This is a genomic window from Lentisphaerota bacterium, assembly GCA_016873675.1.
Taxonomy (GTDB): Bacteria; Verrucomicrobiota; Kiritimatiellia; order RFP12; family JAAYNR01; genus VGWG01.
This window is the reverse complement of the sequence record VGWG01000103.1, coordinates 1-9,157: the sequence shown is the minus strand read 5'-3', so window position 1 is coordinate 9,157 and position 9,157 is coordinate 1. Positions and strand designations below refer to the sequence as shown.

The 9,157-nt window shown below is 66.0% G+C and carries 9 protein-coding genes; 4 read left to right on the top strand and 5 right to left on the bottom strand.

Going from position 1 to position 9,157, the window contains the following annotated elements; translation table 11 throughout:
* The first annotated feature begins 161 nt into the window (after window positions 1–161).
* Entirely contained in the window at window positions 162–1,076 is a 915-nt protein-coding gene (locus tag FJ222_10590; GenBank protein MBM4164869.1) for an alpha/beta hydrolase, read from the top strand.
* 11 nt (window positions 1,077–1,087) lie between these two features.
* Here FJ222_10590 and FJ222_10585 read toward each other — a convergent pair whose 3' ends face one another.
* A complete protein-coding gene (locus FJ222_10585; protein MBM4164868.1) occupies window positions 1,088–2,083 on the bottom strand; it encodes a D-alanine--D-alanine ligase in 996 nt (331 codons plus the stop codon).
* Between the two features lie 142 nt (window positions 2,084–2,225).
* Here FJ222_10585 and FJ222_10580 point away from each other — a divergent pair, with 142 nt between their 5' ends.
* The 3 genes from FJ222_10580 (at window position 2,226) to FJ222_10570 (ending at window position 5,056) form a co-directional block, all read left to right on the top strand.
* On the top strand, window positions 2,226–3,197 hold the full coding sequence (locus FJ222_10580) for a serine/threonine protein kinase (GenBank protein ID MBM4164867.1): 972 nt from the start codon (window positions 2,226–2,228) through the stop codon (window positions 3,195–3,197).
* A gap of 166 nt (window positions 3,198–3,363) precedes the next feature.
* On the top strand, window positions 3,364–4,464 hold the full coding sequence (ilvC, locus tag FJ222_10575) for a ketol-acid reductoisomerase (GenBank protein MBM4164866.1): 1,101 nt from the start codon (window positions 3,364–3,366) through the stop codon (window positions 4,462–4,464).
* Window positions 4,465–4,594: 130 nt separating this feature from the next.
* On the top strand, window positions 4,595–5,056 hold the full coding sequence (locus FJ222_10570) for a DUF116 domain-containing protein (GenBank protein ID MBM4164865.1): 462 nt from the start codon (window positions 4,595–4,597) through the stop codon (window positions 5,054–5,056).
* A gap of 12 nt (window positions 5,057–5,068) precedes the next feature.
* Here FJ222_10570 and FJ222_10565 read toward each other — a convergent pair whose 3' ends face one another.
* The 4 genes from FJ222_10565 to FJ222_10550 form a co-directional block, all read right to left on the bottom strand.
* Window positions 5,069–6,082 carry a prenyltransferase gene (locus tag FJ222_10565; protein MBM4164864.1) on the bottom strand — a complete coding sequence of 338 codons (1,014 nt, stop codon included), beginning with the start codon at window positions 6,080–6,082 and terminating at the stop codon, window positions 5,069–5,071.
* Window positions 6,058–6,513, bottom strand: a complete 456-nt coding sequence (locus tag FJ222_10560; GenBank protein MBM4164863.1) for a DoxX family protein — start codon at window positions 6,511–6,513, stop codon at window positions 6,058–6,060. The genes FJ222_10565 and FJ222_10560 overlap by 25 nt, the downstream gene beginning before the upstream one ends.
* A gap of 67 nt (window positions 6,514–6,580) precedes the next feature.
* A complete protein-coding gene (locus tag FJ222_10555; GenBank protein MBM4164862.1) occupies window positions 6,581–8,137 on the bottom strand; it encodes a hypothetical protein in 1,557 nt (518 codons plus the stop codon).
* A gap of 88 nt (window positions 8,138–8,225) precedes the next feature.
* On the bottom strand, window positions 8,226–9,157 hold a 932-nt coding region (locus FJ222_10550; protein MBM4164861.1), incomplete at its 5' end, for a HEAT repeat domain-containing protein.

The following is a 9,157-nucleotide window of genomic DNA, read 5'->3' as shown; positions in this document are numbered from 1 at the left end:
CGGCGTGCGCCGGGGCTACTCGATTGCCTACTCCCTGCCGGAAATGCCCGCGCCCAAGGCTCTGGCCCTCGCGGGCGAGCGCTGGGCGCCGCACCGATCCCTCGCCGCTCTCTACCTCTGGCGGGTGGCCGACGGCGGCAAGGCCTGGAAGGAATAGGCCGATGCCACACGTACCCCTGATTCTCTCCCTGTGCGTGCTGGCCCTCTTGGTCTGGCTCGCCGTTAATCTCGCACACGCGGGGTGGATCGGCGCGCGACACCGGCGCTGGGAGCGGCGCGTACGCCGCGGTCCCGACGGCGTCGCCTCGGACGCAGCGGCGTTTACCTGCGGGTCGGGACGAGACGCCGTGCTGCTCATTCACGGATTTGCCGACACCGCCGCCGTGTTTGCGGACATGGCCGGGGCGCTCGCCGCGCATGGCTTGACCTGCCGGGTGATGCGTCTGCCCGGCGCGGGCGAGCCGCTCCCGGTCGCAGCCCGGCAGACGCTCAACGGGTGGCTCGCGGCGATTCGCGAGGAGGCTGCGGCGTTGCGACGCAGCCATCGCCGCGTCTGGCTGGTGGGGCACTCCATGGGCGCCGCGCTCGCCGCCCTGGCGCAAATTGACGACCCCGGACTCGCCGACGGCCTCGTGCTCCTCACGCCCCTGTTCGACGTATCCCGTGCCCGTTCGCCGCTGCTTCATCCGCGCATCTGGTTCCGCATCGCCCGGGCCCTGCTTCCGCTCTCCCGCACGTTCGAGTCGTCTTTTCCCGTCAACGTCCTCACCGCCGACGGCGCGGCCATCGCCTACCAGCGCGACCGCTTCATCCCGTTCGCGACCTACCATGCGCTCTTTTGTCTGACGGACCGTCTCCGCGGCCGGGGCGGAGACGTGCGCGTGCCGCTCTTCGCCGTCCTGGTGCGGGACGATCGGGTCGTCAGCACCGACGCCGCCCGCGCCTGGCTCGCCGGATGCAGCCACTTGCGGATGCACAGTGAAACGCTCGAATCCTACGGCCACGCCATTCCGCTTGAGCACCAACTCCTGCCGGATCTCTGCCGTCGCATCGCCGAATTCATGCAGGACGAGTGAAGCAGGGTTCATCAGCCGAGGCGCAGCCCCAGGCGCTGGCACGCCGACTCCATGATCCGGCGGATTAAGGTCGCGTAGTCGACGCCCGCCAGGCGCGCGAGGATCGGCAGGTCGGAGTGGGTCGGATTAAGACCGGCCAGCGGGTTGACTTCGAGGAATTGTGGGCTCTCGGCCGCATCGCAGCGGATGTCCGCCCGGCCGCCGTCGCAACAGCCCAACGCCCGCCAGGCGTCGATCGCCACGCGCTCGGCCGCTGCGGCAATCGGATCGACCGCTGTGGCGCAGAGCCGGTAGATCACGCGATCCTCGTAGTGGTCCTTGTTGGCATAGGAATAAATTCCCGTCTCCGCATTTTCCAGCAGAATGACCTCCATGGTGCCGACCGCGCGAGCCGTCCGCCCGGTCCCCGTGATGCCGGTCGTAAACTCCCGGCCGGTCAAAAACGGCTCAATCAGCGCCGGCTGTCCGAAGCGAGCGACCAGCGCCTCGCAAGCATCCTTCAGCCCCTCGCGCGTCCGCACGACCGACTTGGCGGTGCAGCCCTTGCCGGTCCCTTCCGCGACCGGCTTGACAAAATACGGCGCATCGAACCGCAGTCCCTCCAGGTCAGCCGCCTCGGCGTACACGCAGAAATCGCTGGTGGGAACTCCGGCGTCGCGAACCACTCGCTTCGTCATTCCCTTGTGCAGGGTGAGCGCCAGCACCAGCGGGTCTGAGAAGACATACGGCACGCCGTACAGGTCGAGGATTGCCGGCACCTGTGCCTCGCGACCGATGCCCCGCACACCCTCGCAAATATTGAAGACCAGATCCCAGCGATCGCCCGCGACGAGCCGCTCCGTCAGCCGCTTCGCATGACCGATCCGGTCCGTTTCGCACCCCAGCGCTCGCAGGGCGGCCTCGATGCCGTCGATCGTGTCGTCGCGGTCGAATTCGGCGGCGGCCTCCGCGCTGAACCCCATCGCCAGATAGTCACGCTTCAAATCGTACGTCAGTCCGACCCGCATCATTGGCGTCCTCCTCTCACGACCACACCGAACGGCAACACAGGCGGATAGTGTAGCGCGTCCGCCGCTGCCGTTCAAACAAAGTTATTCGCAAAGTTATTTCGATTGACGCCGATGCGGCCAACCGTCAAAATCGTCCCATATGCATGTCACACTCGCCGATTTTTCGCGCCTGACCCCCAACGCGGTCCTCGATGCCGTCGAGGCCGCCTGTGGCTCGCTATTGTCTGGATTGATCCGCCCGTTACCCAGCTACATCAACCGGGTTTACGAAGTTACCTGCAACGACGGCACCCCGCTCATTGCCAAATTCTACCGGCCGGGGCGCTGGTCGCGCGCGGCGATCGCCGACGAGCATGCGTTTGTGCGCGCCTGCGCTGAAGCCGACATACCGGTGATCGCGCCCCTCGCCGCTCCATCAGGCGAAACCATCCACGAGACGGGCGGCATGCTTTTCGCGCTCTTTCCCAAGCGCGGCGGCCGTCCCGCCGAACCGGCCAACGATGACCTCCCCCTCTGGCACCGGCTGGGTGCCTTGGTCGGCCGTGTCCATGCCGTCGGCGCGCTGGCCTCCGCGCCATCGCGCATCACCCTCCATCCGCTCGAATCAACCGCCGACGACATGGACTACCTGTTGGACGGCGGATTTCTCGACCGCCATGCCGAAGCGGAGTTCAGCCGACTCGCCGAGACGTTCATGGACGCGGTCGTTCCGCTTTTCGAAAATGTGCCGATGATCCGCATTCACGGCGACTGCCAGCGGACCAACGTTCTTGATCGACCTGACAGCGGCGTCTTTCTGATTGACTTCGATGATATGATGAACGGCCCGGCCGTCCATGATCTGTGGATGCTCCTTCCCGGCCGCCCCGAGGATGTGCCCGACGAATGTGACGCGCTGCTGGAGGGGTACACTCTTTTTTATCCCTTCGACCGCCAGACACTGACGCTGGTCGAACCGCTCCGGGCCATGCGGATGATTTACTACCTCGCCTGGTGCGCGCGCCAGTCGCACGACCATGCCTTCCGGCACAACCATCCCGAATGGGGCACCGCTGCATTCTGGACGCGCGAGTTGAATGATCTCGCGACTCAGATAGAGGCCATCGGATGATTTCGGATGATTGGGTCAATGAACAAGCCACGATTTTTCACGATTTTGATGAAAACCCCTTGCGTAACGGCAGCAAGGTGCTAATATAGCCGGGTTTTCTGTCTGATGGTCGGGCATTGCGCGCGTCTGTTCAGGCGTTTTTTTGTGATCAACACGGAGTAATGGTATGGCCAAAATCGATTTTGGCGGCGTCGTTGAGACGGTCGTCACACGCAAAGAGTATTCCCTCAAGAAGGCCCAGAAAGTCCTCAAGAACGAAGTCATCGCCGTGATCGGCTATGGCGTTCAAGGGCCGGCTCAGTCGCTGAACATGCGCGACAACGGCGTCCCGGTGATCATCGGCCAGGACAAACGCTTCGTCGGCGACTGGAAGCGCGCCATGAAGGACGGATGGAAACCAGGCAAGACGCTTTTCGACATCGAGGAGGCGTGCGCCAAGGCCACCATCGTCATGATTCTGGTGAACGATGCGGCGATCAGACAGGTGTGGCCGCGGATCGCCCCCTTCATGACCGCCGGCAAGGCGCTCTATTTCTCGCACGGCTTCGGCTATGTCTACAACGACCTCACCGGCGTCAAGCCGAACAAGGATGTGGACGTGATCCTCGTCGCCCCCAAGGGTTCGGGCACGTCTGTGCGCCGCAACTTCCTCGCGGGCGTCGGCATCAACTCAAGTTTCGCGGTGGGTCAGGACGCCACGGGCCGGGCGCTGGACCGCGCCCTTGCCGTCGGCATCGCCGTCGGATCGGGATACCTCTTCCCCACCACGTTTGCTCACGAGGTGACCTCCGACCTGGTCGGTGAACGCGGCGTGCTCATGGGCGCGCTGGCGGGCGTGATGGAGGCGCAGTATGATGTCCTGCGCGCCAACGGCCATTCGCCCTCCGAGGCGTTCAACGAGACGGTCGAGGAGCTGACGCAAAGCTTGATCCGCCTGGTCGATGAAAACGGCATGGACTGGATGTATGCGAACTGCTCCGCCACAGCCCAGCGCGGCGCGCTGGACTGGAAGCCGAAGTTCAAGAAGGCGACCCTGCCGGTCTTCAAGGATCTCTATAAAGCCGTGAAGTCGCAGAATGAGGCCCGCCATGTGATCAAGACCTGCGGCGGCGCCGACTACAAGGCCAAGCTCCAGAAAGAGCTGGCTCTGATCCACGACTCCGAGATGTGGCGCGCCGGCGCGGCTGTCCGCAGCCTTCGCCCGCACGAGAAGGCCCGCGCCAACGCCGCAACGGCGACCGGCGTCAAGGGTCGCGCCAGCAACTGAGGCTGCCCGACGGGCAGCGCCGCAACTGACAGGGGTCGCACAGACGTGCGGCCCCTGTTGTTTTTTCTGTCGCAATTCTTGACCGTCTGAACGGGCAGTGATAAGGTGTGGACCCACTTACGGGGGAATCATGGGGAATCCAAGCCTGATGCTTCAACGCGCGCTGATCCGGCTGAACAACCGCGTGACGCGCTGGCGCCGTGTGAAGGCGCCGCCCGGGCGTGTGCTGTTGCTGCTGGCGCACTGCCTGCAAAGCAGCGCCTGCGGACGGAACCTCACCCGCGAGGGGGGCGAGGGCTGCGCCCGCTGCGGCGCGTGTCCGGTCGACGCCCTGCTGGGCGTGCGAGACCGGACGGGCGTCTTGTTCCATGTGGCGGGCGGCGGCCGCCAAGCCCTGGCGCGCGTCAGAGCCGACGACATCGATGCCGTCGTGGCCGTGGCCTGCGAGCGCGAACTGATTCAGGGAATCTTCGGGGCCTTCCCCAAGCCGGTTCTGGCGATCGGCAATACCCGTCCGCAAGGCGATTGCCACGACACCCTGACCGAGGTCGCAGAGGTCGAGTCCGCCGTGCGCGAGTTGATCACCACATGAAAACTGCGGCCCTTATAAAACCCGCGCCAGCACCAGCATCGTCCCCAGGGCGGCGGTGACCGTCAGATGCATGAGGATGGTGAGCGCGTGGGCCGGCGCCAGCGCGGCGGGGGTGTCGAAGTGCCGCAGGACCCGGCGCGAAGCTGGGATTGCCAGAAGCCCGGGCAGGGCCGCCCAGACCAGAAACGACGGGATCATTCCTGCGCCCGCGCCCAGCAGCAGCACGATAACCCAAAGTCCCATGAGCGCCACGTACCCGCGCGCCGCGCGCTTCAGTCCGAGCCGCACCACCCAATGGCGCTTGCCGACGGCCCGGTCGGCGCGGCTGTCGGGAAACTGATTGATGAACAGAACCGCCGCAATCAGCACCGCCACCGGCAACGAAAGGGCAAACGCCCCGGCGGTCACCGTACCGGTCTGCACATAATAGGTGCCCGTCACCGGCAACACCCCGAAGGCAAGCGCGACAGTCAACTCGCCCGCGCCGCGCGCCGCCAGGCCGACGCGGGGAATGCTGTAGCCGACCCCCGCCAGCAGGCCCAGCGCCAGGAACGGCAACACGCCCGCGCCCGCGAGGACTACCAGATATACACCGACGCCCACGCCAACTCCGAGAAGCGCCGCGCCGAGGCCCAGCACCTCGTTCGGACGCAACACGCCCTGCTGAATCAGGCGGCTGCCGCCGGTGAAGGGCCGGATGAACTCCGTGTTGATCGCATCATTGCCGCTGCGATGGTCAAAGTAGTCGTTGAGCACATTGGCACCTGCGTGCAGGGCGCACACGCCGAGGACGCACATCAGGAACAGCCATCCGCGCCAGCGACCGGTGTCGTGGAATGCCAGAGCGGCCCCCGCGAACACGGCCAGCGCGGAGGCTGGCAGAAACTCAGCACGCAATTCCTGCGCGAACGCCCGCATGTGGGCCGCGCGGCGGGAAGGCATTCGGCCTGTCTTCCGCGCTGCTGGCGCAGACACACCGGCCCGGTCTGCCCCGCTACCGGTCACGCGGCGTCGGCCTTGTTGCATTTTCGGGACAGGCGGCAGCCGTCCAGTGTCCAGCGGTCCTGCTCGCTCATCCACAAGGCGATGGCCGTCATCAGCACGTACATGAAGATGTTCGCCACCGTGGCGTGTTGCCGGAGGAGGATCTGGCCGAATCCCAGGGAAATCAGGGTCACCCCCGTCAGCACAAGCGCGCAGGTGCGGCACAGCCCGAGGATCAGGAGCACGCCAATCACCACCTCCACAAACGGCAGGGCGTACCCGTAGGCCGCGACCAGACCCCCGGGGAGAATCGTCTTCTCGAAAGCGGGAAGGAGGTACCCCTTGACGAAGCCCCCCAGATCCATGAGCTTGCCGATCCCCCCGACCAGAAACAGCAGGCCCAGCGCCCAGCGGATAAGCGCGGGCGCGAGACTTTTCGGATCCACACAATTGCAGCATGTCTGACTTTGCATGTTGTCCTTCCTGCGTCGTGTTTGCGGCGCGTGTTGGTGTTGAGCAATCGCCGCCGTCCGGCGGCGGTCATTGCGGAAGTTGATGGCCGGGATACGAGCAGACGGGCGGCTGCCCGATGGGCCCCAGCGTGTAGCGGCCGCCCTGCGGACAGACCGGCAGGGTCGCGCCCTTGATATACTGCAGGACCTCCTTCTCAACCACCTCCGCGCCGACGGGCTTGTCCGCCTCCAACGCCCACTGCTCCTTGGCGGAGTCGAGCATGCGCAGGTTGTTGATGCAGGAGTAATTGCGTGTGACTGCGCGGGCGCGCATGAGATTGGGGATGGCGATGGCGCTGCCCATCGTGGTAATCAGGGGCATGAGGGTCATGCTGCGCAGCGTCTGCAGCGCGCTGGCCGACGTGGAGCCGCTGACGGCGATCCCGTCCTTCTCGTTCACAATCACGAGCAGATGCGAACCCGACGCCAGCTCAAACACACCCATTCCGCCCAGACCCGACCTGCCACCGGAAACTGATCGCATCAGCGCGGTCGACACCTTCGACAGCGTCTCTGAAAAGCGGGGGTCCATGAAAGAGAGGCCGTTGTTCATCGCGGGCAGGCTGGCGAACTCTTTCTTGAAGACAGGCGCGGCGCGCAGGCCGTTCTTGCTGTCTGCTGAGGCGATTGCGGACTTGACCGCATCGAGGGTGGAGCCGACCAGGAACATCCCCTTGTGGACGGCGAAGGTGGGGTTCAGCGGGTAATCCTTGGCCTCGGGGATCGTGACGCTGATCAGCGTCGCCCCGGCGACCTGGGTCGTCACGCAGGGCGCCTGACTGCGTTCCAGCAGCCGCCGCACCGTGTCGAACAGCGTCGCATCACGCACGGCGGCGCCCATGAGCAGGCTGGGCAGCGGAATGGTCAGGGGCTCAGCCGCCGCCGCCTCCCGGTTATTCGGCAGGGGGACCGGCAGCGTCTGGGTGGCGGACAACTGGATGGCGAGGAACGACTCCGCGCCCAGGGAGTTGACCAGGGCGCTCACGTTCGTGCCGAGGTTCGAACCGGCCTCGGCGAGCGCCTGGTCCAACCCCCTGGCGGCATCGGCTCCGCCCACCTGCCGTATCGCGTCGGTCACGAGTTTGAAGAGCTGGCCCGGCTCGCCGCTACCAATGCGTGCGAGGACCGTGTCGGCCGGGAGATAATCCAGAGAGGCCAGGGCCCGCGGCGCTCCGCCGACCATGGAGCGCCAGAACGGCAGTTCGGCGGCGGCGGGGTCCCGGCGCAGAAAGGCCTTGAGCGTGTTCATCCCGTCGCCGCCGGGCAGCAGACTCATGCCGAAGCCGTCCACAGCGTAGAAGCCGCTGCTGGTGATGAACGCGGGCAAACGGTCAAACGCCTGCCGGGCATCGTCATTCATGACCCCCTGGGGCATCATCTCGGTCCAGCCGCGCAGCCCGGTAACGAGGTTCTCGACCACGCCGTCGGTATTGGCCGCAACCATCAGATCGCCGCCGGTGTCGAGATGCGCAACGATCGTCTCATAATTCGCGCGCGACTTGACCGGGTCGGACGGCATCCGCTCGGCAGACGGCGCCGACAAACCCAGCAAGAAAAAAAGATACATGAAGGGCGAATAAGCCATGGTCCCACCTCCTCGCGACGGTTACTGATGGATCGGTTATTGAGCAGTCTGAAGAATACATCCGGCCGAAAATATTGTCAAAACTTCTCTACATCGCCCCCGTCTCCCGCTCACCGGCAGGGCGTAAGCGCTCGATCCGCCGCGTCACCCAGCGGGCCGCAGTGCGCACTTCCGGATCGCGGTCGGTGGCCGCTTCGCGGAGTGCGGGCAATATGGCGGGATCGTCAAAGAATGCGAGCGCGAGCGCTGCGTACTGACGGAAGTCATCGTCGCGGTCTCGCAGGACCGCAGCGAGGGCCATCGTGCCTTCGCCGTCGCGAGCGCAGCGGGCGAGATCGCGGATGGCCGCCTTCTCGTCCGTCAGGCGCGTGCCCAGCAACTCGTTTGCGGCGGGCGTCGCGAGTCGCAGGAGGGCGACCGCAGCCGCAAACCGTTCCCACTCCGCATCGCTTCGGACCGCCCGGCTCAGAACCGGGAGTCCCTCCGCATGTCCGATCAGCGCCAGCGCGCAGGCCGTCGCGGTTCGGCTGTTTTCATCGCTGTCGGACAGGTTCGCCTTGAGCGCGGGGACCGCGCCGGGATCGCGCAATTCGGCCAGCGCAAAGGCGGCCGCGAAGCGAACGCGCGACTCGCGGTCCTTCAGCAGGGCGGCCAGGGGGAGAACGGCGGCCGGATCGCCGAGGTGTCCGAGCGCCCAGGCAGCCTCGTAGCGGACGTCGCTGTCCGTGTCGGCGAGCGCCTTCTGCAGCACCGGCAGGGCGGCTGGATCGCCCAGAAAACCGAGCGCCTTGGCGATGCCTTCGCGCACATCCGCATCGCCCTCGTAGGCCATCCGCGCCATCAGCGGTGACGCGGCGCCCGGCTCCCCCATCTCGCCGAGGGCCACGGCCGCACGGCTGCAGAGATCGCGGTTGGTAACGGCGAATGCCTCGAGCAGGGCCGGCGCCGCCCGGCGGTCGCCAATCCGGCCGAGCGCCGAGGCGGCGCGGACGGCGGTGACGGGGTCCTCCGCGCGGGCGA

Excerpts from the sequence above, each read along its gene's own strand:
- FJ222_10590 (MBM4164869.1), top strand. The coding sequence starts at position 162 with ATGCCACACGTACCCCTGATTCTCTCCCTGTGCGTGCTGGCCCTCTTG.
- FJ222_10585 (MBM4164868.1), bottom strand. The coding sequence starts at position 2,083 with ATGCGGGTCGGACTGACGTACGATTTGAAGCGTGACTATCTGGCGATG.
- FJ222_10580 (MBM4164867.1), top strand. The coding sequence starts at position 2,226 with ATGCATGTCACACTCGCCGATTTTTCGCGCCTGACCCCCAACGCGGTC.
- ilvC (MBM4164866.1), top strand. The coding sequence starts at position 3,364 with ATGGCCAAAATCGATTTTGGCGGCGTCGTTGAGACGGTCGTCACACGC.
- FJ222_10570 (MBM4164865.1), top strand. The coding sequence starts at position 4,595 with ATGGGGAATCCAAGCCTGATGCTTCAACGCGCGCTGATCCGGCTGAAC.
- FJ222_10565 (MBM4164864.1), bottom strand. The coding sequence starts at position 6,082 with ATGCAACAAGGCCGACGCCGCGTGACCGGTAGCGGGGCAGACCGGGCC.
- FJ222_10560 (MBM4164863.1), bottom strand. The coding sequence starts at position 6,513 with ATGCAAAGTCAGACATGCTGCAATTGTGTGGATCCGAAAAGTCTCGCG.
- FJ222_10555 (MBM4164862.1), bottom strand. The coding sequence starts at position 8,137 with ATGGCTTATTCGCCCTTCATGTATCTTTTTTTCTTGCTGGGTTTGTCG.